The 24,088-nt window shown below is 36.7% G+C and carries 16 protein-coding genes and 1 other annotated feature (1 of these 17 only partly in view); of the genes, 12 read left to right on the plus strand and 4 right to left on the minus strand.

Features of this window, described 5'->3' with window-relative positions; all coding sequences use genetic code 11:
• Positions 1–191, plus strand: a binding site (T-box leader) (it extends 38 nt beyond the left edge of the window).
• A 351-nt stretch (positions 192–542) separates the two neighbouring features.
• From ileS to DWW68_RS11765, 7 genes are all read left to right on the plus strand, one after another.
• Positions 543–3,701 (plus strand): isoleucine--tRNA ligase, encoded by a 3,159-nt coding sequence (gene ileS / locus DWW68_RS11735; protein WP_021952138.1) that lies wholly within the window; start codon positions 543–545, stop codon positions 3,699–3,701.
• A gap of 81 nt (positions 3,702–3,782) precedes the next feature.
• The gene (locus tag DWW68_RS11740; RefSeq protein WP_118589889.1) at positions 3,783–6,260 is read left to right on the plus strand and encodes a glycogen/starch/alpha-glucan phosphorylase; all 2,478 of its coding nucleotides are present in this window, start codon (positions 3,783–3,785) and stop codon (positions 6,258–6,260) included.
• A 425-nt stretch (positions 6,261–6,685) separates the two neighbouring features.
• Entirely contained in the window at positions 6,686–7,207 is a 522-nt protein-coding gene (locus DWW68_RS11745; protein WP_118589887.1) for a hypothetical protein, read from the plus strand.
• 141 nt (positions 7,208–7,348) lie between these two features.
• The gene (locus tag DWW68_RS11750; protein WP_158576900.1) at positions 7,349–8,323 is read left to right on the plus strand and encodes a SpoIID/LytB domain-containing protein; all 975 of its coding nucleotides are present in this window, start codon (positions 7,349–7,351) and stop codon (positions 8,321–8,323) included.
• A 55-nt stretch (positions 8,324–8,378) separates the two neighbouring features.
• The gene (locus tag DWW68_RS11755; RefSeq protein WP_021952134.1) at positions 8,379–9,164 is read left to right on the plus strand and encodes a peptidoglycan DD-metalloendopeptidase family protein; all 786 of its coding nucleotides are present in this window, start codon (positions 8,379–8,381) and stop codon (positions 9,162–9,164) included.
• Positions 9,165–9,396: 232 nt separating this feature from the next.
• Positions 9,397–10,887 (plus strand): glycerol kinase GlpK, encoded by a 1,491-nt coding sequence (gene glpK / locus DWW68_RS11760; protein ID WP_118589883.1) that lies wholly within the window; start codon positions 9,397–9,399, stop codon positions 10,885–10,887.
• A gap of 107 nt (positions 10,888–10,994) precedes the next feature.
• Positions 10,995–11,540, plus strand: a complete 546-nt coding sequence (locus DWW68_RS11765; protein WP_021952132.1) for a TIGR01440 family protein — start codon at positions 10,995–10,997, stop codon at positions 11,538–11,540.
• A 208-nt stretch (positions 11,541–11,748) separates the two neighbouring features.
• Here the strand turns inward: DWW68_RS11765 and DWW68_RS11770 are convergent, their stop codons facing one another.
• The 4 genes from DWW68_RS11770 to DWW68_RS11785 all read right to left on the minus strand — a co-directional run bounded on the left by DWW68_RS11770 (position 11,749) and on the right by DWW68_RS11785 (position 16,789).
• Entirely contained in the window at positions 11,749–12,396 is a 648-nt protein-coding gene (locus DWW68_RS11770) for a phosphoribosyltransferase (RefSeq protein ID WP_021952131.1), read from the minus strand.
• 151 nt (positions 12,397–12,547) lie between these two features.
• Positions 12,548–13,504: a lysylphosphatidylglycerol synthase domain-containing protein gene (locus tag DWW68_RS11775; RefSeq protein ID WP_021952130.1), complete on the minus strand. Its 957-nt coding sequence runs from the start codon at positions 13,502–13,504 to the stop codon at positions 12,548–12,550.
• 9 nt (positions 13,505–13,513) lie between these two features.
• On the minus strand, positions 13,514–15,823 hold the full coding sequence (locus DWW68_RS11780; protein WP_118589881.1) for a polysaccharide pyruvyl transferase family protein: 2,310 nt from the start codon (positions 15,821–15,823) through the stop codon (positions 13,514–13,516).
• Entirely contained in the window at positions 15,824–16,789 is a 966-nt protein-coding gene (locus tag DWW68_RS11785) for a glycosyltransferase family 2 protein (protein ID WP_118589879.1), read from the minus strand.
• A 236-nt stretch (positions 16,790–17,025) separates the two neighbouring features.
• Between DWW68_RS11785 and gatC the strand changes: the two genes are divergently transcribed.
• The 5 genes from gatC to purB all read left to right on the plus strand — a co-directional run bounded on the left by gatC (position 17,026) and on the right by purB (position 23,801).
• On the plus strand, positions 17,026–17,322 hold the full coding sequence (gene gatC, locus DWW68_RS11790) for an Asp-tRNA(Asn)/Glu-tRNA(Gln) amidotransferase subunit GatC (RefSeq protein WP_021952127.1): 297 nt from the start codon (positions 17,026–17,028) through the stop codon (positions 17,320–17,322).
• A gap of 30 nt (positions 17,323–17,352) precedes the next feature.
• The gene (gene gatA, locus DWW68_RS11795) at positions 17,353–18,825 is read left to right on the plus strand and encodes an Asp-tRNA(Asn)/Glu-tRNA(Gln) amidotransferase subunit GatA (protein ID WP_118589877.1); all 1,473 of its coding nucleotides are present in this window, start codon (positions 17,353–17,355) and stop codon (positions 18,823–18,825) included.
• A gap of 11 nt (positions 18,826–18,836) precedes the next feature.
• Entirely contained in the window at positions 18,837–20,267 is a 1,431-nt protein-coding gene (gatB, locus tag DWW68_RS11800) for an Asp-tRNA(Asn)/Glu-tRNA(Gln) amidotransferase subunit GatB (RefSeq protein WP_021952125.1), read from the plus strand.
• A 633-nt stretch (positions 20,268–20,900) separates the two neighbouring features.
• Complete coding sequence (gene purF, locus DWW68_RS11805; RefSeq protein WP_347497913.1) at positions 20,901–22,343, plus strand: amidophosphoribosyltransferase; 1,443 nt, start codon at positions 20,901–20,903, stop codon at positions 22,341–22,343.
• 27 nt (positions 22,344–22,370) lie between these two features.
• A complete protein-coding gene (purB, locus tag DWW68_RS11810) occupies positions 22,371–23,801 on the plus strand; it encodes an adenylosuccinate lyase (protein ID WP_118589875.1) in 1,431 nt (476 codons plus the stop codon).
• The last annotated feature ends 287 nt before the right edge of the window (positions 23,802–24,088 follow it).

Below are 24,088 nucleotides of genomic sequence, written 5' to 3' on the forward strand. Positions count from 1 at the left end.
ATCAAAGAGAGTCCGTTGATGGTGAGAGCGGATATGAGTAGCTGATATATGAAAATCACTCTGGAGTTGCAACCCGAAGTATTTTCGTAGGCGTTGACGGTATCCTCCGTTAAAGGGAGCACATATAAAGGGTTATTCCGAGTATGCTGTTAAAGGTGGTTAAACGAAAATTACAGGCTTTCGTCCTTTGCAGGACGGAAGCCTTTTACGCGTTGGCAATGAGCCTTGCTCCACAGAATAAATAATCAAGGCATATGCTTGCATAATGCCCTGATTATTTATTCTGTGGAATAGGGCGAAGCCCGCGACGAAATAGACCGAAGGTCTATGAGTACGCAAGGCTCAATGCTGGAGAAACGAGGCGAAGCCCGCGGCGAAATAGACCGAAGGTCTATGAGTACGCAAGGCTCAATGCTGGAGAAACGAGGCAAAGCCCCAGGCGAAATAGACCGAAGGTCTATGAGTACGCAAGGCTCAATGCCGAAACCAAGCAAAGCTGACCATTACGGTCTTATGTAAAATAGAAATGAAAGGAGTACAAAATGTACAAGAAAGTATCAACCAATCTTAACTTTGTTGAGAGGGAGAAACAGACAGAGAAGTTCTGGAGAGATAATGACATTTTCAAGAAGAGTATGGATAGCCGTAAGGAAGGAGAAACATATACATTCTATGACGGACCTCCTACAGCTAACGGAAAACCACATATCGGTCACGTATTAACACGTGTTATTAAAGATATGATTCCACGTTACCAGACTATGAAGGGTCATATGGTACCACGAAAAGCCGGATGGGATACCCATGGATTGCCAGTAGAATTAGAAGTAGAAAAGAAACTTGGACTTAACGGAAAAGAACAGATTGAAGAATACGGAATGGAACCTTTCATTAAACAGTGTAAGGAATCCGTTTGGAAATATAAAGGCATGTGGGAAGACTTCTCAGGAACAGTTGGTTTCTGGGCAGATATGGATAACCCATATGTAACATATGATGACAATTTTATTGAGTCAGAATGGTGGGCTCTTAAAACTATCTGGGATAAAAAATTATTATATAAAGGATTTAAAATCGTTCCTTATTGTCCTAGATGTGGAACACCTCTTTCATCACAGGAAGTGGCACAGGGATATAAGAGTGTTAAGGAGCGTTCAGCAATAGTAAGGTTCAAGGTGGTAGGAGAGGATGCTTATTTCCTTGCATGGACAACAACACCTTGGACACTTCCATCTAACGTTGCATTGTGTGTAAACCCTAACGACACATATATTAAGGTTAAGGCTAATGACGGTTACACATATTATATTGCAGAAGCTTTAGCAGATAACGTACTTGGAAAATTAGCTACAGATGATGCACCGGCATACGAAGTTCTTGAAACTATGAAGGGTGCTGATTTAGAAAGAAAAGAATACGAGCCATTATATGATTGCGCTAAGCAGGTGGCAGACAAGCAGAGAAAGAAAGGCTTCTATGTAACATGTGACACATACGTTACAATGAGTGATGGTACAGGAATTGTTCATATTGCACCGGCATTTGGTGAGGATGATGCCAATGTAGGACGTAAATACGAACTGCCATTTGTACAGTTTGTAAATGATAAGGGTGAAATGACAGAAGAGACACCTTTTGCAGGTCTGTTTGTTAAAAAAGCAGACCCTGAGGTTTTAAAAGACCTTGATGCTAAGGGACAGCTTTTTGATGCACCTAAATTTGAACATGATTATCCACACTGTTGGAGATGTGATACACCACTTATTTACTATGCAAGAGAATCATGGTTTATTAAGATGACAGCAGTTAAAGATGATTTAGTTGCAAATAATAATACAGTTAACTGGATTCCAAAATCAATTGGAGAAGGACGTTTTGGAAACTGGCTTGAAAATGTTCAGGATTGGGGTATTTCAAGAAACCGTTATTGGGGTACACCACTTAATATTTGGGAATGCTGTGACTGCGGATGTCAGGAATCAATTGGTAGCAGGGCAGAGTTAGCAGAAAAAAGTGGAAATCCGGATGACGCAAAGGTTGAACTTCACAGACCATATATAGATAAGGTTACTTTTAAGTGTAAAGAATGTGGCGGCACAATGAAGAGAGTACCGGAAGTTATTGACTGTTGGTTTGACAGTGGTGCAATGCCATTTGCACAGCATCATTATCCGTTTGAAAATAAGGAATTATTTGAACAGCAGTTCCCGGCAGACTTTATTTCAGAGGCTGTAGACCAGACAAGAGGATGGTTCTATTCACTTATGGCAGAGTCAACATTGTTATTTAACAAGGCTCCATACAAAAACGTAATTGTTTTAGGACATGTTCAGGATGAAAACGGTCAGAAGATGAGTAAGTCAAAAGGGAACGCAGTTGATCCTTTTGAGGCATTAGAAAAATATGGCGCAGATGCAATCAGATGGTACTTCTACATTAATTCAGCACCATGGCTTCCAAACAGATTCCATGGTAAGGCAGTGGAAGAAGGACAGCGTAAATTTATGGGTACACTTTGGAACACATATGCATTCTATGTATTATACGCAGAAATTGATCAATTTGACCCAACTAAGTACACTCTTGATTACGATAAATTATCAGTAATGGATAAGTGGTTATTGTCAAAGATGAATTCTATGGTTAAGGCTGTAGATGACAATCTTGGAAATTACAGAATCCCTGAGGCTGCAAGAGCACTAGACGATTTTGTTGATGAAATGTCAAACTGGTATGTAAGACGTTCAAGAGAAAGATTCTGGGCAAAGGATATGCCACAGGATAAGATTAATGCTTACATGACACTTTATACAGCTTTAGTTACTGTGGCAAAGGCAGCAGCACCTATGATTCCGTTTATGACAGAGGATATTTACCAGAACTTAGTTAGAAGCGTGGATAAGAGTGCTAAAGAATCAATTCATCTTTGTGACTTCCCGAAGGTTAATGAAGCTCACATTGACAAAGAATTAGAAGAAAACATGGAAAGAGTTCTTAAGATAGTAGTTCTTGGACGTGCCTGCAGAAATAAATCAAATATCAAAAACAGACAGCCTATTGGAAAGATGTTTGTAAAGGCAGGATTTGAATTACCTGAATTCTTTAAGGAAATAATTACAGAAGAATTGAATATAAAAGAAGTAGAGTTTACTGAGGATGTAAGAGCGTTTACATCTTACTCATTTAAACCACAGCTTAGAACAGTAGGACCTAAATACGGTAAATTCTTAGGGAAGATTAAGGAAGCATTGGCAAACCTTGACGGAAATGCAGCAATGGATAAAATAAATGCCGGTGAACCGTTGACCTTTGATTTTGACGGAAATGAAGTGGTTCTTGAGAAAGAGGATTTACTTATAGATATGGCACAGGTTGAAGGCTACGTTTCAGAAAGTGATGGCAATGTAACAGTAGTTCTTGACACAAATCTTTCAGAAGAGCTTATTGAAGAAGGCTTTGTAAGAGAAGTTATCAGTAAGATTCAGACAATGCGTAAGGAAGCCGGATTTGAAGTAATGGATAAGATTATAGTGAATGTAGATAAAAATGCTAAAATTGAGGACATTATTAACAACAATCTTGACGAAATTAAATTAGAAGTGTTGGCAGAAAAGGTAGAATTTGGTAAAATGAGTGGGTATAGTAAAGAGTGGAATATCAACGGTGAAAACGTAAGTTTAGGCGTTGAGAAGATCTCTTAAATAAAAGAGCAGTAAATTGTTTATAATTAAGGGGGACGGTGTATAAAGCATACCGTTCCCCTAATTGGAAATGGAGAGAAAATGGCAAGTAAGAATTTAGTTAGTAAAGAGGAAGAATTCAAGTCAGAGTTTAAGCGTAGAGTTAAGGATGAGGCAAAAATGCTCTATCGTAAGACTTTAGACGAAGTAAGTGACAGACATAAGTTTGTATGTGTTGCTTACGCAGTAAAGGATATTGTAATTGACCAGTGGATTGCTACACAGAAGGCATATGATAAAGCGGATGGGAGAACACTTTATTACCTTTCTATGGAGTTCCTCATGGGAAGAGCATTGGGCAATATGATAATCAATTTATCAAGCAGAAATGAAATTAAGGAAGCAATTGAGGAATTAGGACTTGACCTTAATGTTATTGAGGATCAGGAACCTGATGCGGCTCTTGGAAACGGTGGTCTTGGAAGACTTGCAGCATGTTTCCTTGACAGCCTTGCTACACTTAATTATCCGGCATATGGATGTGGAATCAGATATAAATACGGAATGTTCCAGCAGAAGATTGAAGATGGATTCCAGAAGGAAATTCCGGAGGATTGGTTAAGACATATTAATCCGTTAGAAATTAAACGTGAAGAATATGCATGTGAAGTAAGATTTGGTGGTCACGTTAATATTGAATACAGGGATGGAAGAAACTTCTTTGTTCAGGAAGGATATCAGGCAGTAATGGCTGTTCCTTACGATATGCCTATAGTTGGATATGGAAATAATGTAGTAAATACCCTTAGAATATGGGATGCAGAGCCTGTTGTACATTTTAACCTTGAAGAGTTTGACAAGGGTGCATATATGGCAGCAGTTGAGCAGGAAAATCTGGCAAAGACAATTACAGAAGTTCTTTATCCTAATGACAATCATTATGCAGGAAAAGAACTTAGACTTAAACAGCAGTATTTCTTTGTTTCTGCTTCACTTCAGACAGCAATTAAGAAATATTTGAAAAATCATGATGATATAAAGAAATTACATGAAAAAGTAGTTTTCCAGATGAACGATACACATCCGACTCTTACAGTAGCAGAACTTATGAGACTGTTAATGGATGAATATTATTTAGGATGGGATGACGCATGGGAAGTTACAACAAAGTGCGTAGCTTATACTAACCATACAATTATGAGCGAAGCTCTTGAAAAGTGGCCAATTGAATTGTTCTCAAGACTTCTTCCAAGATGTTACCAGATTATTGAGGAAATCAATAGGAGATTCTGTCAGGAAATTGAGCAGAAGTATCCTGGAAATCACGAAAAGGTTGCAAAGATGGCTATTATTTATGATGGTCAGGTTAAAATGGCACATCTTGCTATTTGTGCAGGTTATTCAGTAAACGGTGTTGCAAAGCTTCATACTGAAATTCTTAAAAAGCAGGAGCTTAAAGATTTCTATGAAATGATGCCGGAGAAGTTTAATAACAAAACAAACGGAATCACTCAGAGAAGATTTTTACTTCATGCAAATCCACTTTTAGCTGACTGGGTTACAAATAAGGTGGGAGATGACTGGATAACAGACCTTCCAAAGATTAAGGGAATTGAAATTTATGCTGATGATAAAAAGGCACAGGCAGAGTTTATGAATATTAAATATCAGAATAAATTACGTCTGGCTAAATATATTAAACAGCATAACGGAATTGAAGTAGACCCGAGATCAATATTTGACGTACAGGTTAAGAGACTTCACGAATATAAACGTCAGTTACTTAATATTTTGCATGTTATGTATTTGTACAATCAGATTAAAGATCATCCGGAAATGGAATTCTATCCAAGAACATTTATTTTCGGAGCTAAAGCAGCAGCAGGATACAAGATTGCAAAACTTACAATTAAATTAATAAACAGTGTTGCTGATGTTATTAATAATGATGCATCAATCAACGGAAAAATTAAGGTTGTATTTATTGAAAATTACCGTGTATCAAATGCAGAAATTATATTTGCAGCATCTGATGTCAGCGAACAGATTTCTACTGCATCTAAAGAAGCTTCAGGAACAGGTAATATGAAGTTTATGTTAAACGGTGCTTTAACATTGGGAACAATGGATGGAGCTAATGTGGAAATTGTTGAAGAAGTTGGTGCAGAGAATGCATTTATTTTCGGTATGTCATCTGATGAAGTTATTAGTTATGAAAATAACGGCGGATATGATCCAATGGAAATTTTCAATTCAGATATGGATATTAGAAGAGTGCTTATGCAGTTAATTAACGGCTTCTATTCACCACAGAATCCTGAATTGTTCAGACCTATTTACAATTCACTTCTTACAAAAGAAGAGACAGGTGTTGCTGACAGATACTTCATCTTAAAGGATTTCCGTTCTTATGCAGAAGCACAGAAGAAGGTAGAAGAAGCTTACAGAAACGAAGAAGGCTGGGCTAAATCAGCTATACTTAATGTTGCAAATGTAGGCAAGTTTACATCTGACAGAACAATTGAAGAATATGTTGATGATATATGGCATCTTCAAAAAGTTGAAGTAAAGATGGACTAATTGAATATATGAAATTATAAAAAAAGATATATGCAGTGTTTAAGGGCTGCATATATCTTTTTTTGTGAGCTAAGGCAGGTTGAGGAGATGCTACATACTGGGGCAAATGTGTTATGAGAGGCTTACCTGCCGGTTTCTGTTGATTTTAAGTGAAATAAGGATAATTACAGGATTCTAGATTTTGTAAATGTGAAAAGAAATTAAGATATGCTCCTAAGGGCAGTATTTATGCTATTGAAAATAAAAATACATATCAGTATTATTGGCAAAGAGAGGACGGAACCCGACAATATATTAATAAAAGTAATAAGGACATAATTCCGAAGCTTGTTCAGAAAGAATATGAAAAAAGGGTATGGACAATTATTCAAAATAATCGGAATTGTATAGAGAATATGCTAAACAAATATGAGTTTAAAGAGACAATGAAGGCGTATGAAGATATTTCTCACAAGAAAAAAATGTTTATAACCCCTTATGTATTATCAGATAAAGAATATGCTGTTACATGGCAACAGGAGCAGAATGAATTAAAAGAACAAAACATGAGTAAAGTAAGTGAAAAGTATATTTTAATTGGTGGAGATAATGCAATAATAACTGAAAAAGGGGAGGCGGTTCGCTCAAAGTCTGAAAAGATAATTGCTGATAAATTATATATGAAGAAAATACCATATGTTTACGAGCAACCCTTGTATTTAAAGGGATATGGATATGTGGTGCCGGATTTCAAAATACTCAATGTAAGAACAAAAAAAGAATATTATCTGGAGCATTTTGGAATGATGGATGATTATGAATATGCGAAAAATGCAATAAAGAAAATAGAATGTTTTCAGAAAAATGAGATATATCCCGGGGAAAAACTGCTGATAACCTTAGAGGCATCAGATTCACCGCTCAATATGATTATTTTAGAAAAAATGGTAAATAAGTATCTTTTGTAATGTAATATGTACACGTCTTTTTTGACATTATTACAAATATATTATAAAGAACACATATATGGGAGAAAAAAGATTAAAGTAAAAAATAAATATGTAATTTTGTATGGAACCTTAGTTATATTATTTCCGGTGATACTTACAATGCTTTTAGGCAGGATTAATAGCAAACCGGAAAATGATAATAATATAGTTTTGTCAGGTAAGTATGTAATCTTATCTGATGATACAGTTACAAAAAAAATAGATGTAGAATATTTTATTCCCTGTGTATTAATGGCGCAGTTACCTATTGACAGCCCTCAGGAGCTATTAAAGGCACAGGCGGTGGTAATAAGAACATATATTATAAATAAAATGGGAAAGAAGGACTCAATAAATGCAAAGGAATTGTCCTTACCTTATATAAGCTATGGAAAGCTGAGGGAGATGTGGTTTGCTAAATATAAAAAGAATAATTTGAGAAATATAAGGGGAATATTATGTAACATATCAGGAATGGGAAAAAGCATACCCTACAGGGAAAATACACAATACTTATATGGAATTATTAAAAAAACAAATGGCATGGTGTTAAAAAGTAATGGTGAGATAATACTTCCTCTATTTCATCAAACCAGTAACGGACAAACCAGAAGTGGCAGTGAAGTTCTGGGAAAAAAATATGAATACTTAAAAAGAGAAAAATGCGGGAATGATATTCAGCAGGAAAATTACATAGGAATAAAATATTTTGAAACCGGGGAGTTTGGAAATGTGCTTAAGGAACAGGGAATTATAGCCTATAAAGATAAGAAGGAAATTTTTGTGGACAAAAATGTTAGTACAAAGGAGCTGTTAGGGCTTATTGATATTAGCAACAGGGACAAAAGCGGCTATGTGAAAATTGTAAAAATCGGAGATACGGTTGTGGAAGGAGGTGTTTTTGCAAAGGCTCTGGGATTGCAATCCACTGACATGACTATTGAAGAATATGAAAAGGGGATAAGAATTACCACAAAAGGTGTAGGTCATGGCTTTGGAATGAGTCTTACATATGGTGCAGGCCTTGCAGGGGAAGGAAAAACCTGGAAGGAGATTTTGGAAAGGTTTTATGATGCTTCTATAGTGGAAAATTAAAATTAATTGCATAAATTTGTAATATAGCGGTCATACTATCAATGAGGTGATGAGTATGGATAAGAAATTTATTGCAGCAATCGTTGTCTGCGTGATGGCATTAACAGTAGTGGCCACAGGAACATATTTTATAGGACAGAAAGGTCAGAGAAATGTCGTTAATTTAAAAAAAGCAGAAAACGTTGCAACTACTGCAGATGATAAAAATGTAGAAGCAGCACAGAATGTAGTTGAAGAAACAACAACAGAAGGGGACCGTGTGGCAGATTTAGAAAGCTACTTTGGAACGGTAAAAAATGACACTAATGTAGCAGATGCAAATAAGGTAGTAGACGAAAACACTGAATCAAATGCCAAAGGTGATGATTATATGTATGGCTTGTCAGAAGCTGCTGCAGCACAAATAAAATCTCTTAAATTTGACAAAAACAGTAAGTTGTTGTGGCCGGTAGAGGGAAGCATATTAATCCCTTATGATATGGAAAGCACTGTATATTATTCAACATTAAATGAATACAAGTGTAATCCGGGCATTGTAATCCAAAGTGCTAAGGGTACTGCAATTAAAGCGGCAGCAGCCGGAGTTATTACTGCTATTGATGAAGATGACGAGTTGGGAGTATGCATAAATCAGGCAATTGGTAATGGGTATATTGCAACCTATGGACAGATAGTAAATCCTGAGGTGGCAGCCGGAGATTATGTTGAGGCAGGTCAGACAATTGCTTATGTTAATTCTCCTACAAGATATTACACAAAAGAAGGAGACAATGTCTACTTTGGAATAGCTAAAGATGGTGAAACTGTTGACCCGTTAAATTTTATTAATTATGAAGATTAACAGTAACACTTAACTAAAAACTGAATAGAATAAGATTATGAAAAGTCTATTGGCTGTATTTATAGGGTGCAGCAGGCAATAAGGTATTTACCTGTTGCTTTAAATAGATTTGGCTGTCATAGATGCAAAAAAGCAAATATGGCAGCTTTTTTCTATTGCCTAAAGTTTGCCAAATTAATTAAAATGAATTACAATTATTCTGTTACGGATTATTAATGTACGGAGGATGAACATGGGAAAATATATTATGGCATTAGACCAGGGAACCACTAGCTCAAGAACTATTTTATTTGATAAAAAAGGCAGAATTATAGCCCAGGCAAATAAAGAATTTGAACAGATTTTTCCTAATCCCGGCTGGGTTGAGCACAATCCTGAGGAAATATGGATGACACAGCTTCTCACCATGGAAGAGGTAATGAAGGAATCAGGGGCCACAGGAGAGGATATAGAGGCCATAGGAATAACGAATCAGCGTGAAACCACAGTGGTTTGGGACAAAGATACAGGAAAACCTATATATAATGCAATTGTATGGCAGTGCAGAAGAACGGCAGATATAGTTGATGATTTAATAGCTAAAGGCTATAAGGACGAAATAAGAAAAAAAACAGGTTTAGTGCCTGATGCATATTTTTCAGGAACAAAAATTAAATGGATACTAGACAACGTTAAGGGAGCAAAGGTTAAGGCGCAAAAAGGGCAGCTCTTATTTGGAACAATTGATTCATGGCTTATGTGGAAATTAAGCGGCGGTGAAATTCATGCTACAGATTACACCAATGCAGGAAGAACCATGATTTTTAACATAAAACAGTTAAAGTGGGATGAAGATTTGCTAAAAATTCTTGATATTCCCCAAAATATGTTACCGGAGGTAAAGCCTTCCAGCGGAGTCTTCGGATATACTAAAGAGGATATTTTGGGCAAAAAAATTCCTATAAGCGGTGTGGCAGGAGACCAGCAGGCAGCACTTTTCGGACAGGGGTGCTTTAACAGGGGAGATGTAAAAAATACATATGGGACAGGATGCTTTTTGTTAATGAATACGGGCAATACTCCGGTAGAGTCAAAAAACGGTTTGATTACTACCATTGCCGCATCTACAGATAAGGCAGAGTACGCTTTAGAAGGCAGTGTGTTTGTGGCAGGTGCATCCATTCAGTGGTTAAGGGACCAAATGCGAATGATTGACAATGCATCAGACAGTGAGGATGTGGCTTCAAAGGTTTCAGATTCAGGAGGAGTGTATGTAGTTCCGGCATTTACCGGTATGGGAGCTCCATATTGGAAACAGGAAGCAAGAGGAACGGTAGTGGGAATAACAAGAGGCACTAAAAGGGAGCATTTTGTAAGGGCAACCCTGGAATCTCTTGCATACCAGACATATGATGTATTAAAGGCAATGGAACAGGATTTCGGAGATGAAATAACCTCCATAAAGGTTGACGGTGGAGCCTGTGCAAACAATCTTTTAATGCAGTTTCAGTCAGACATTACAGGAAAGACCGTTGCAAGACCTAAAGTAATAGAAACTACAGCCCTTGGTGCGGCATATCTTGCAGGACTTGCTACAGGATATTGGAGTAGTAAGGCGGAGATAGTGGAGAATATGGAAATTGACAGAAGATTCCAGAGAAAAATGGATGAAAATATTGTGGAAAAGAAAATTGCAGGATGGAAAAAGGCTGTAGACTGTGCTATTTTCTACGCAGAATCTTAAAACTGATAATATAATTTTTGCATAAATTGGGCATATTAATAATACCATTCACTGCTATAATGTATTTTGATGTGGAAGAATTTTATACATTAAAAGAGGAGGCTATTATGTATTCAGAAATTACAAAGCAGGCAGAAAATATTGCCAATGAAATTATAGAAAAGGCAAAATTAAAAAAAGGACAGATTCTTGTGGTGGGATGCTCCTCTAGTGAAGTTTGTGGTGACAAAATAGGAAGCAATTCTAATTTGGAAGTTGCCAAGGCATTGTTTAAAGGATTGTACAGTGTGCTGGAAGAAAAGGGAATATACTTAGCAGCACAGTGTTGTGAACATCTTAACAGGGCAATAGTAGTGGAGAGAGAAGCAGTTCCTTTTGCAGAAATTGTTAACGTTGTGCCACAGCCAAAGGCAGGTGGTTCTTTTGGAACTACGGCGTATAAGACATTTAAGAATCCTGTTGTGGTGGAAGAAATAAAGGCTGATGCAGGAATTGATATTGGCGGCACTCTTATAGGAATGCATTTAAAGAAGGTTGCAGTTCCGGTACGTCTGGAAAACAATAAGTTAGGAGAAGCCCTGGTTTTGGCAGCAAGAGTAAGACCAAAATATATTGGCGGTGAAAGAGCTGTTTATGATGACAAATTAATGTAGAAATATAAAAAATATATTTTTCCGGGAGTTAATAATATCATATTTAAAAAGAGTGATGTAATCCGAATAACACGGGCTACATCATTTTTTATTGTGCGGACTTTAGACATAGAAAAAGACTCTGTCTGATTACAGTCAAAGTCTTTTTTTCTATCATTGCAATGCCTTATACAACCTGGGCATTTTTATATTATCACAATTATTTACTTTATATTTCGCTATATCCGTAGCCGTTTACTAAGGCATCAACAGACTGACCGGCTTTACACATAGGGCAGTCATGGGATGGATATGCCTCATAGTTTGGAATATCCTCAGCTCTGAACAAAGCATCGATTCTGTGTCCGTCAATGGAATCTACAGCACTGAAAATGGCGGATATCCCCTGAAGAATACCACCGTAATATTCAATACATTCAATACTGGTTCTTACTGTTTTGCCGGTAGTGGCAGAAGCTAAAAGAAGCAGTACATTTTTTCCGTAAATTTCAGGCTTTAAATTATCCCTGAAAATCATCTGACCGTTGGCATTAAACTCAGGAGTAACCACATAAATAGTCTTGTGGGCGTTCATGGATAATACTCCGGAACGGCTTAGTTCACTGGCAAGAAATGCACCTATGACTTCGCAATTGTCAAGGCATACAATAGTATCGATAGGTTTTCCCATAACATTGTAGTAATCCTTTAGAGCAATGGCGATACGTTCAGCCTCGTTCTGACGGGTTTTCATGGTAGTCATATCCAGATAATAATTTAAGTGTGAATGTGTAGTAACAAAATGACCGTTAATTACCTTAATGGCAATATTTCTGTCTTTTCTGGCATAATATTTAACAATCTTGTTTTTAATCATAGAATTGTCCTCCCTGCTTGTAAATATTTAGTTTTATTCCGACCATAACTATAAGGATATTATACATACAAGAGAAGCTTTTTTCAATGAAAAAAATACTGAAATGAGAAAATTCCACTTCAGTATTTTATATAATCTGTATTAAATAATTTTATTTGCTTGCAATGTTTTTCTTTTCCCTAAAAGCCATAATCTTAGTTATTATAAAGGCAATGAAAATAAGTATAAGCTCTGCCACAGTTGCCCATAATCTTGAAATAATAGATACGATTACAACGTAGCTGTTAGGCATTATAAGAGCAAGTCCAACAGCAATGATACCTTCTCTTACCCCAAGACCTGAAACAGTGAAAATGGCGAGAATACCGATTATTGCAGACAATCCATAAATTCCACCACAGTAAAGGGCTTCACTGATTGGAACCGGATAAATGGAATAAACAAGCATGTAAAATCCCATTCCCACTATGAGCCAGTTACCAATAAATAAAACAACAACCTTAATCATCTGAAGATATGTCATTGGAATTTCCATATCATCCTTCTTAATGGCTTTTCCAAGGATTCTTAAAAAGAAGTTAATAATCTTTGGATTAATACAGATAAAGAAAACAACAATAAGAGCAACAACTGCCCACATGTAATCCTTTAAAACTGCATTAGGGAAAAAGAACAGAGATATAAGAAAGAGAAAAGCAGCTCCTAAGAGAGTGCATATGTTTTCAAGGAAAAAGCATATAGTAACTTTTCTCATTTTAACTCCGGCTTTTTCGTATGCCGGAATACGTGCAGCTAACATAAAGACCTTCCCCGGAATGTATTTCCCAAGAATGGAGTAAAGATAGCTGACTACCGCATCCTTATATTTAATAGATGAATCATTTAAATAAGTTATATAATGCCACAGTGACGCAAGAGTTATCTTGTAAATAAAATAGAAAATCATTGACAGGGCAAAAACACCCCAGTTCATTTTAAAATCAAGCTTCTTAATGTCATCAATGTTTGTGGCAAAATATTTTGCAAGAAAAATCACTACAAGAATAAGGAAAACAATTTTACTTATTTTGAGAATTTTATCTTTGTTATTTTTAAAATATTGTTTCATTATAATCTCCTAAAAACTAAGAAGTACCCTTATAAAGCACATATAGTAGTAAATAAACCAGGTTGGTTTTTTAGCAAGCTTATCGTAGTGCTTTTCTGAATACTTTTTGTTCTTTTCTGCAAGACGGAAGGCAAGCCTGTGATTCCATTTACATTTATCAGAGGTATCAAGTGCGGCATTCATCTTAGCCTTAGCAGCATTAAACTTAAATACTAAAGCACGTTTCTGGCTTCTTACCATATCTCTGTCGCTAATATGCTCTGCATAAATGTCACCGTCTTTAATGGCACGTTCAAGAAAATCATAAGCCTTCTGAGTTCTGATAACACAGCTTGTGTGTTTAATAGGATTGCCCTTCATTTCTTTAAGCCAAATATCACCAAAGCTTATATCACTGGAATTAGCATAGTGATCCTGACAGTACATACAACTGTCTTTTTCAAAAAAGTAGGCATTTTTGTAAGCACAAATAGTTTTTGAATATGAAAACTGCTTTTCGCTGCCGTCTTTGTATATAACACTTGAGGTACCACGCCAATGTCCACGTCTGTAATAAAGACGGGTAGCATCCTCAGATGGAATGCCTGACTTCTCCATGGAAAGAGTAGTAGCTTTTGGTGAGTGGGTACCACTGCAATATAATCCAAGTTTAAGAACAACCTTCTCTCTTAAAGCATCGTCCTTTTTTAGTATGGCATCTAATCCACGAAGCATACAAGGTGTCATAACAACCGCAACTTTTCCGTTAAAATTCTTTATTACATCAATATGTTTTAGAAGAGGAATAGTCATGTAAACAGAAGATGAAGCATCGCGTATTTCTTCTTCTGTAGTTGCAACATAAGTCTTGTATGATAATTCACCGTTTACAAAATCAGTTTTAGTTACCCATGCACCATCAATGTCTCCGTGCTTTAACAGATTACAAAGTAATGATGTAACCATACCGCCGGAAGCTGCATTGGCTCTGATTCCCTCATTGGTTCCATATCCCTTCTTACATCCTATATGAGGACCGATATATTTATCAGGGTTTTTAAAATCCAGAAGTTTAGCTTTTTTGTAAGGCTTTGCCATAATTTCGTCAATGATTTCGCTAATGTATTTAATATTATTTCTTGAACTTGCAAGAACACTGTCAAGATTTTTGTCAAGCTTTTTACGAATATCATCTTCTGCTGAAACAAAGTCGTTAAAGCTTTTTTCAAGCTCTGACAATTCCAATTTAGAAAAGTCAATGGCGTACTGACCCAGCTCAAACATATCAAGAACTTCCTGATATTTATGACTCCAGCCAATAAGAAGTACAGGAACCTTCTGCTCAAGGGAACCAATCATGGCATGGAATCTTGAAGCTACCAGAAAACGGCATTTTCCGATATATGCCCTGATTTCTTCTGCATCCATTTCCTTGTGATACCAGCGAACCTTATCCTTGTCAGCTACATCAGCATAAATGGCATCTCCCACCATCAGGTCATTGTTTCTTGACTTTTCACTGTTAACTCTTGCAGCATTGGCAATTAGAACAACATTATATCCTTTAGAATTTAACCAGTTAATAAAAGAAACCATGGTATCCTTGTAGGCAATTCCCATTTTTGTACATTTCTTCTCCACAACTGAACTAATGGAAAGCCCCACAACATTGTCATTGTAAAAAGAATCTTCACTGCAAACCCTGTTTACTTCCTCATTCCAATATGGACTGTCTTCCATGGAAAAAGCTCCGTCGGCGCAGAGCTTTACATTATCCTTAACGCCGATGCCCATAAGGTTATCATAGGTTTTCTGACCACGGGCACAGATAAGTTTTAACTTTGGCAAAATCCATTTAGCAAGAAATTTGTTATATGGATTTTTGAAAGTACCAAGAGCCTGTGAATATTTAACAACGGGAGTTCCTACAAGCATAGGAACAGCGGCACATACAAAAGCGTATGTGTTCATTACAAATCCACGGCTGTCTACAAAAGAAATACCTGCTTCGTCTACAACCAAATCGGTTTTTAAGTAAGTTTTTATTATTTTATTTTTTGCAATAAGTTTTTTTATAGGAGGACACCATTTTAAAAGCTTATATAAAACGGCCAAAGGAAAAGCTATAAATAGAAGCTGTTCCGGTTTGGTAGAAGTTATATTAATAAAGTCGTAAGGCAACTGCTTTTTGTCCTCGCCCGGATACACAGACATAAGATTAATGTTAAGTCTGTCGCCGTAAATATCATGCAACTGCTTTATTGAACTTTGAAGCATTGCGGCAGCTCCCTTGTTACCACTGTATGAAGCTGCAGTAATGCCGATAAAAACGTCTCTCATTTATTTCTGCTCCTGTTTGTCTTTTTCAGAATCATAATCTAATTTACGTACATGATACTGTACATCCTCAAGAATCTTTCGGTTAGCGGCAATGTTGTCAGCCTGAAGTGCAATAATAAATGTCTGAACACCCATAAGAATGAATGTGCTTGCTAATATAAGCGACTGGATGTGACCATTTCCACTTCCCATAAACATATATACAAGGAATCTTATTCCAAGGGTAACACCTAAAAGAAAAAGGATTCCACCTATAATTCCAAAGAACTTAAGAGGCTTGTACATCATAAATGATCTTACAATAGTAACAGTGGAACGCTTAACGTAACCAAACATACTACTGAATAATCTTGATTTTCTAAGTTCAGGGTTAGTTCTGATAGGAACAGATGTCATTGCCATCTTTGTTCTTCCTGCCTGAACAATAGTCTCTAAAGTATATGTGTATTCATTTACAACATTAAGTCTCATAGCAGCTTCACGGCTGTATGCCCTAAATCCGCTAGGAGCATCAGGAATATCTGAATGAGATGCAACTCTTACAGTCCAGCTTCCTAAATGCTGAAGTTTTTTCTTTAAAGGTGAGAAATGTGCCGTGTTATCAATAGGACGTTCACCTATTACAATGTCAGCTTTTTCGTCTAAGATAGGACGAACAAGTTTCTCAATATCATCTCCGCAATACTGATTATCAGCATCAGTGTTTACAATAATATCTGCACCATTTCTAAGACATGCATCAAGTCCTGCCATAAATCCCTTAGCCAGACCTTTATTCTGTTTGAAGTTTACTACATAGTTTACTCCCCAGTTCTTTGCAACTTCTACAGTATTATCCGCACTGCCGTCATTGATAATTAAGTATTCTATTGTGTCAATACCGTCGATGTGTTTAGGCAAATCATTTAAAGCGATTTCCAAAGTTTCTGCCTCGTTATAACAAGGCACCTGAATAATAAGTTTCATTGTTTTCTCCTTATTAATAGTTTCTTTTATCCATAATCACATAGATAGAGTTAGTATAAGTCCCGTGACGAAAAATGTCAATGTAACAAATTTTTAATTATGATGTGAATATGCTACTAATTATTATTAACTTCTTTCTAATTAAAATTGACATTTGATTAGATATTTTTTAAGATATAAGTTAAGTGTAAAAATTATGCCTTTTTGTGTGGAGGGCATAGTACAAGGAGGTAATGATGGCTAATATCATTTCAGATGAAACAATTGAGTATGTTGGAATTTTGGCAAAGCTGGAATTGTCTGACGAAGAAAAGGAAAAAGCAAAAGCAGATATGGGAAAAATGCTTGACTATATTGATAAGTTAAATGAATTAGATACAAGCAGTGTTGAGCCTATGAGTCATGTTTTTCCTGTTAGCAATGTATTCAGGGAAGACGTTGTAACAAATGGCGATGACAGGGACAATATATTAAAGAATGCACCGGAAGAAAGAGATGGTGCTTTTGTAGTTCCAAAAACTTTTGAAGAATAATAGTTTTTATAAACATTAGGAGATTTGTATATGAGTTTAATGAGTTTAACAGCTGTTGAACTGGGAAAGAAGATTAAGAGCGGCGAAGTTAAGGTTAAAGATGCGGTTCTTGATGCATTCGCCCAGATTGAAGCAGTGGAGGAAAACATTAACAGTTATGTTACTGTTTTAAATAAGGAAGAGATTTTAAAAAAAACAGAAGAAGTGCAGAAAAAGATTGATGCAGGAAAACTTACATCACCTCTTGCAGGTGTACCTGTGGCAATAAAGGATAATATGTGTACAGAGAATGTTTTAACTACATGTAGTTCAAAGATTCTTTCAAATTTTTATCCCACATATACGGCAGAAGCGGTTTTGAAGTTAGAAGAAGCCGGTGCCATTATAATAGGAAAGACTAACATGGATGAATTTGCCATGGGAAGTACAACGGAAACATCCTATTATGGAGTAACAAAGAATCCATTTAATACGGAACATGTTCCGGGAGGTTCTTCAGGTGGTTCCTGTGCGGCAGTTGCAGCAGAGGAATGTTCATATGCTTTAGGTTCAGACACCGGTGGTTCCATAAGACAGCCAAGTTCTTTCTGTGGAGTAACAGGTATTAAGCCAACATACGGAACAGTTTCCCGTTACGGACTTATTGCCTATGGTTCATCTCTTGACCAGATTGGACCGGTAGCAAAGGATGTTACTGACTGTGCTACCATTCTTGAAACAATAGCAGGATATGATTCAAAGGATTCTACATCAGTTAAAAGAGAAAAATATGATTTTACATCAGCCCTTGTTGATGATGTGGCGGGAATGAAGATTGGTATTCCGAAGGATTACTTTGGAGAAGGTCTTGATAAAGAAGTTAAAGAAAGCATAATGAATGCCGTAAAGGTATTAGAAGAAAAAGGTGCCATAGTTGAAGAGTTTGATTTAAGTCTGGTTGAATATGCCATTCCTGCATATTATGTTATTGCGGCAGCAGAGGCAAGCTCAAACCTTGCAAGATTTGACGGAGTAAAATATGGCTATAGAACTAAGGAATATAACGGTCTTCACAATATGTACAAAAAAACACGTTCTGAAGGATTTGGTGAGGAAGTAAAAAGAAGAATAATGCTTGGCTCATTTGTTTTAAGTTCAGGATATTATGATGCATATTACTTAAAGGCACTTAGAACAAAAGCCTTAATAAAGAAAGCTTTTGATGAGGCGTTTGCTAAGTATGATGTGATTATCGGACCGGCGGCACCTACTACAGCACCAAAGTTAGGGGATAGTTTGTCAGACCCGATTAAAATGTACCTTGGAGATATATATACTATTTCCGTCAACTTAGCAGGTCTTCCGGGAATCTCGGTTCCTTGCGGCATGGATAGTAAGGGACTTCCAATTGGAATGCAGATTATTGGAGACTGCTTTAAGGAAAATAATATAATAAGAGCAGCATATGCATTTGAACAGTCAAGAGACTACAACAGATGTGATATTGCCAAAGAAAGAGATTAGGAGGGAGCAAAATGAAAGCATACGAGACAGTCATTGGACTTGAAGTTCATGTAGAGTTAGCAACGAAAACAAAAATATTCTGCTCCTGTTCAACGGAATTTGGAGGAGCACCAAATACACATACATGCCCTGTTTGTACAGGTATGCCGGGTTCACTCCCTGTTTTAAATAAGCAGGTGGTTGAGTACGCAATGGCAGTAGGACTTGCTACAAATTGTGACATTACAAGAAACGGAAAATTTGACAGAAAGAATTATTTCTACCCGGACAATCCACAAAACTATCAGATTTCCCAGTTGTACAAGCCTATTTGTACTAACGGATACGTTGAAATCAAAGGTGATAATGGAGAAACTAAGCAGGTTAGGATACATGAAATTCATATGGAGGAAGATGCGGGAAAATTAATTCATGACGATTTTTACGATTGCTCATTAGTGGATTTAAACCGTTCAGGTGTGCCTCTTATTGAAATTGTATCTGAACCGGATATGAGAAGTGCAGATGAGGTTGTTGCTTATCTTGAAAAGCTTCGCCTGATTATTCAGTATCTTGGAGCATCTGACTGTAAGCTTAATGAAGGTTCCATGAGAGCTGATGTAAACTTATCAGTCAGAGAGGTTGGAGCTAAGGAATTTGGTACAAGAACTGAAATGAAGAACCTTAACTCATTTAAGGCAATTGCCCGTGCCATTGAAAATGAAACGGAAAGACAAATTGATTTAATTGAAGCAGGTGAGAAGGTTATTCAGGAAACAAGAAGATGGGATGATACAAAGGAGTATTCCTACGCAATGCGTTCGAAGGAAGATGCTCAGGATTACAGATATTTCCCTGACCCTGATTTAGTTCCTGTAATTATCAGTGAAGAGTGGCTTCAGGAAGTAAAATCCCGCGAGCCTGAATTTAGGGACGAAAAAATGGCAAGATATGTGGAAGAGTTTGAACTTCCTGAATATGATGCGGATATTATCACATTGTATAAGCCTTTAGCTGATTTATTTGAAGAAACAGTTGCCCTTGGCAACAAGCCTAAAGAAGTAAGTAACTGGATTATGGGCGAAACAATGAGACTTTGCAAGGAGGAAGGCATTGATCCTGACCAGATAAAGTTCTCAGCAGCAAATCTCTCAAAGCTTATTAAGCTTATTGAAGATAGTGTTATCAACAGAGGCGCTGCAAAAGAAGTTTTTGAAGAAATGTTTAAGACAGACGTTGATCCTGAAAAGTACGTGGAAGAACATGGCATGAAGCAGGATAACGACGAGGATGCTTTAAGAGAAATAGTAAAGAAAGTTATTGAGGAAAATCCAAAGGCAGTGGAAGATGTACGCTCCGGAAAAGGTAAGGCAATTGGTGCTTTAGTAGGTCAGACTATGAAGGCAACTCAGGGTAAGGCAAATCCGGCAGTGGTAAATAAATTATTAAAGGAACTTTTATAATTAAGACAGCAAATTAAATAGAGGAATAGGGAAAGGGTGTTCTGGTAATAGGTGTTTTGGATTGAACCCATGCCAGGGACAATTTAAAAAATCTATAGGAATTTTAAATTGTATCATTCCCGGATGACTATAAAAGAATTAAGTTCAAAACATAAAAGGGTTAAGTTCTGCGATTAGGCAGGATTTGATCCTTTTTTTGTTTATAGTTATGGGCAAGACAATTAACCAGGAAAATAGCAATTTTATAGTTAAATCCCGGTAGAAATTCATATTTTATTTATTATGTAGTAGCCCAGTACACCTCACTAGAGTTAATTTCAGCTACAATAGTAGCCCGGTACACCTCACTAGAGTTAATTTCAACTATTACAGAACCCTCACATCAAGCATTACTTTTGTATTTCCCTTGCATCTTCCACGCATCTTCCACTTCAAAAGCGCTTCAAAAACACGCATCTTACGCATGCATCTTCACCTTCAAAATCAGTATTGATTTTCTTTCACCTTAGAATTATAATGTATGCGTGGTGTCAAAGCCGCAACTGAAAAATATTTTAGACTTATGAAGGAGAAAGGTGAAAAATAAATAGATTTATTTTCATTCTTCTCTTTTATTTTTTGAGGGAGAAAATAATGGAACAGAGAGATGTTAGTATGACTTGGGAACCGGATAAGCCTCATGAAGAATGTGGAGTGTTCGGTATTTATGATTTTGATGGCAATGATGTTGCTTCCACTATTTACTATGGATTATTTGCACTCCAGCACAGAGGACAGGAAAGCTGTGGTATTGCAGTATCAGACACCAAAGGCCCGAGAAAAGTAGACCTGTTAAAAGGAATGGGACTTGTAAATGAAGTTTTTGACCAGAATAATATTAGCAGTCTAAAGGGAAATATAGGCGTGGGACATTGCAGATATTCCACAGCAGGTGACAGCATTCCAGGTAATGCACAGCCATTGGTACTTAACTATGTAAAGGGTACATTGATGCTTGCCCATAACGGAAATCTTATTAATGCCAATGAACTTCGTGAAGAATTAGCATATACAGGAGCTATTTTTCAAACAACCATCGATTCAGAAGTTATTGCTTATCTTATAGCAAGAGAAAGAATCAAAACCAAAACAGCTGAGCAGGCAGTAGTAAATGCAATGAAAAAACTTAAAGGTGCCTATGCTTTAGTTGTATCCAGCCCTAGAAAATTAATTGGTGCAAGAGACCCATATGGATTTAAACCCCTTTGCATTGGAAAAAGAGATAACGCTTACATTCTTGCGTCAGAAACCTGTGCCCTTGATACTATTGGTGCAGAATTTGTAAGAGACGTTGAACCGGGAGAGGTAGTAACCATAGACGAAAAAGGAATACGTTCTGACAAGTCTATGTGTCTTAAACCGGATGAACAGGCAAGATGTGTTTTTGAATATATATATTTTTCAAGACCGGATACATATATTGATGGCGTAAATGTTTACGACTCAAGAATTATGGCAGGTAAGTTCTTGGCAATGGACAGTCCGGTGGATGCAGACATAGTAGTTGGTGTTCCGGAATCAGGAAATGCTGCAGCAATGGGATACGCAATGCAGTCAGGAATACCTTATGGAACAGCATTTGTTAAAAACAGTTATGTGGGACGTACATTTATTAAGCCACAGCAAAAAAGCAGGGAGTCAAGTGTACGTGTTAAATTAAATGTGTTAAAGGAAGTAGTAAAAGGCAAGAGAGTTATTATGATTGATGACTCAATTGTAAGAGGAACCACAAGTGACAGAATTGTGCAGATGGTAAGAGATGCAGGAGCTACAGAGGTTCATATGCGTATCAGTTCACCGCCATTTATCAGTGAATGTTACTTTGGAACAGATATTCCATCTAAGGATCAGCTTATTGCAAATCATAGAACCATAGATGAAATAAGAGATGTAATCGGTTGTGACAGCCTTGGTTATTTAAAGGTTGAACGATTAGAGGAACTGTCCGGAGGACAGGCTATATGTAAAGGTTGCTTTACGGGAGAATATCCGTTAGAACCGCCTACTGAAGATATTAGAGGCGTATATCAGAAATAACAGCGCAAAGCGCAACAAGGAGGATTTATGAACGACAGATATAACAGTCCATTATCAGAGAGATATGCAAGTAAAGAAATGCAGTACATTTTTTCACCTGACATGAAATTTAAAACATGGAGAAGATTATGGATTGCCCTTGCAGAATCAGAGATGGAGTTAGGTCTCAACATTACTCAGGAACAAATTGACGAGTTAAAGGAACATGCAGAAGACATTAATTACGATGTTGCAAAGGAAAGAGAAAAAATCGTACGTCACGATGTAATGTCACATGTGTATGCATATGGTGTGCAGTGTCCTAAAGCTAAGGGAATTATTCACCTTGGTGCAACCTCATGTTATGTTGGGGACAATACAGACATTATTGTAATGACTGAAGCCCTTAAACTTGTTAGAAAGAAACTTATAAATGTAATTAATGAATTAGCTAAGTTTGCTGATAAATATAAATCACAGCCTACACTTGCCTTTACACATTTTCAGCCGGCACAGCCTACAACAGTTGGTAAAAGAGCAACATTATGGCTTATGGAATTAAAGCTTGATTTAGATGATTTAGATTATGTATTAGATGGAATGATGCTTTTAGGAAGTAAGGGAACAACAGGAACACAGGCAAGTTTCCTTGAACTTTTTGAGGGTGACCATGAAAAGATTAAAGAATTAGAAAAGAAAATTGCAAAGAAAATGGGATTTGAGAAGTGCTTCCCTGTATCAGGACAGACATATTCAAGAAAAATGGATACAAGAGTTCTTAATATATTAGCAGGTATTGCAGCAAGTGCTCACAAGTTCTCAAATGATATCAGATTATTACAGCACTTAAAGGAAATTGAGGAACCTTTTGAAAAAAATCAGATTGGTTCATCAGCTATGGCTTATAAGAGAAATCCAATGAGAAGCGAGAGAATTGCTTCATTGGCTAACTATGTAATGGTTACAGCATTAAATCCTGCCATTACATCAGCTACACAGTGGTTTGAGAGAACATTAGATGACTCAGCTAACAAGAGACTTAGTGTTCCGGAATCATTCCTTGCAATTGATGGAATTTTAGATTTGTACTTAAACGTTGTGGATGGATTGGTTGTTTATGATAAGGTTATTGAAAAGAGACTTATGAGTGAACTTCCGTTTATGGCAACAGAAAATATTATGATGGATGCAGTTAAGGCAGGAGGAGACAGACAGGAACTTCACGAGAAAATCCGTGAACTTTCAATGGAGGCAGGAGCTAACGTTAAGCAGAAGGGGCTTGATAACAACCTCCTTGAACTTATTGCTAATGATGAAGCTTTCAATATGTCATTAGAAGACCTTCAGAAAACCATGAATCCAAGTAAGTATGTGGGACGTTCACCTGAACAGGTAGACGAATTCCTTGCCAATGAAATAAATCCTATTTTAGAGGCAAACAAAGACATACTTGGAATGAGCGCGGAAATAAACGTGTAAATCCAAAGGTTGAAATAAAATAACTTTTCCAGCTCGCTGAGAAAAGTTATTTTATTAACAACCTGCAAACACATAAGGATGAAAAAATTTTCGCAAGAAAATTTTGAAAATCCGCATGTGTGCAGAATTGCGCAAGTTGCGAAGCAACGAAGCAATTCGTGGATTTACACGATATGTAAAAGACAGAGTGTGTGCAGAATTGCGCAAGTTGCGAAGCAACGAAGCAATTCGTGGATTTACACGATATGCAGAATATAAAATGAAAGAGAGGAAACAAAATGAAACCT

The sequence above is a fragment of the Eubacterium sp. AF16-48 genome (assembly GCF_003479405.1).
Lineage (GTDB): Bacteria > Bacillota > Clostridia > Lachnospirales > Lachnospiraceae > Eubacterium_G > Eubacterium_G segne.

Coding starts and splice junctions, on each gene's coding strand:
- DWW68_RS11745 (WP_118589887.1), top strand. CDS start 6,686: ATGAAGGCGTATGAAGATATTTCTCACAAGAAAAAAATGTTTATAACC.
- gatA (WP_118589877.1), top strand. CDS start 17,353: ATGAGTTTAATGAGTTTAACAGCTGTTGAACTGGGAAAGAAGATTAAG.
- DWW68_RS11775 (WP_021952130.1), bottom strand. CDS start 13,504: ATGAAACAATATTTTAAAAATAACAAAGATAAAATTCTCAAAATAAGT.
- DWW68_RS11765 (WP_021952132.1), top strand. CDS start 10,995: ATGTATTCAGAAATTACAAAGCAGGCAGAAAATATTGCCAATGAAATT.
- DWW68_RS11785 (WP_118589879.1), bottom strand. CDS start 16,789: ATGAAACTTATTATTCAGGTGCCTTGTTATAACGAGGCAGAAACTTTG.
- DWW68_RS11750 (WP_158576900.1), top strand. CDS start 7,349: ATGCTTTTAGGCAGGATTAATAGCAAACCGGAAAATGATAATAATATA.
- purB (WP_118589875.1), top strand. CDS start 22,371: ATGAACGACAGATATAACAGTCCATTATCAGAGAGATATGCAAGTAAA.
- gatC (WP_021952127.1), top strand. CDS start 17,026: ATGGCTAATATCATTTCAGATGAAACAATTGAGTATGTTGGAATTTTG.
- DWW68_RS11780 (WP_118589881.1), bottom strand. CDS start 15,823: ATGAGAGACGTTTTTATCGGCATTACTGCAGCTTCATACAGTGGTAAC.
- DWW68_RS11740 (WP_118589889.1), top strand. CDS start 3,783: ATGGCAAGTAAGAATTTAGTTAGTAAAGAGGAAGAATTCAAGTCAGAG.
- gatB (WP_021952125.1), top strand. CDS start 18,837: ATGAAAGCATACGAGACAGTCATTGGACTTGAAGTTCATGTAGAGTTA.
- glpK (WP_118589883.1), top strand. CDS start 9,397: ATGGGAAAATATATTATGGCATTAGACCAGGGAACCACTAGCTCAAGA.
- ileS (WP_021952138.1), top strand. CDS start 543: ATGTACAAGAAAGTATCAACCAATCTTAACTTTGTTGAGAGGGAGAAA.
- DWW68_RS11755 (WP_021952134.1), top strand. CDS start 8,379: ATGGATAAGAAATTTATTGCAGCAATCGTTGTCTGCGTGATGGCATTA.
- DWW68_RS11770 (WP_021952131.1), bottom strand. CDS start 12,396: ATGATTAAAAACAAGATTGTTAAATATTATGCCAGAAAAGACAGAAAT.
- purF (WP_347497913.1), top strand. CDS start 20,901: ATGGAACAGAGAGATGTTAGTATGACTTGGGAACCGGATAAGCCTCAT.